The following is a 249-nucleotide window of genomic DNA, read 5'->3' on the forward strand; positions in this document are numbered from 1 at the left end:
CCTTATTGTTGAACTTGTTGTGCCAATTTGGCTTCAAGTGATGTTGTTGTTTGTTCATAGTGATAACGCCCCGTTTTCAAACTGCTTGGGCCTTTTTTAGCGACGGTAATCATCAAGTAACTTTCAACAATGATGAAGACCGCATAGAGGCCAATAATTAGCGCGAGAGACGTAAGTAAGTTTTCAACGGTTTGCGAAGAAGCCGCGACCGCAACAGGGAGAATTTCACCGACCGCCCATGGTTGACGA

1 protein-coding gene is annotated in these 249 nt (G+C 45.0%); it reads right to left on the reverse strand.

All coding sequences use genetic code 11. The features are described 5' to 3' along the window. Window positions 1–2: 2 nt before the first annotated feature. Window positions 3–249 (reverse strand): cytochrome ubiquinol oxidase subunit I (locus AB4496_RS29395; protein ID WP_372133665.1); only part of this gene is annotated, 247 nt, incomplete at its 5' end.

Origin of the sequence: Vibrio sp. 10N.222.46.A1 (assembly GCF_041473595.1) — a bacterium.
GTDB classification, from domain to species: domain Bacteria; phylum Pseudomonadota; class Gammaproteobacteria; order Enterobacterales; family Vibrionaceae; genus Vibrio; species Vibrio tasmaniensis_A.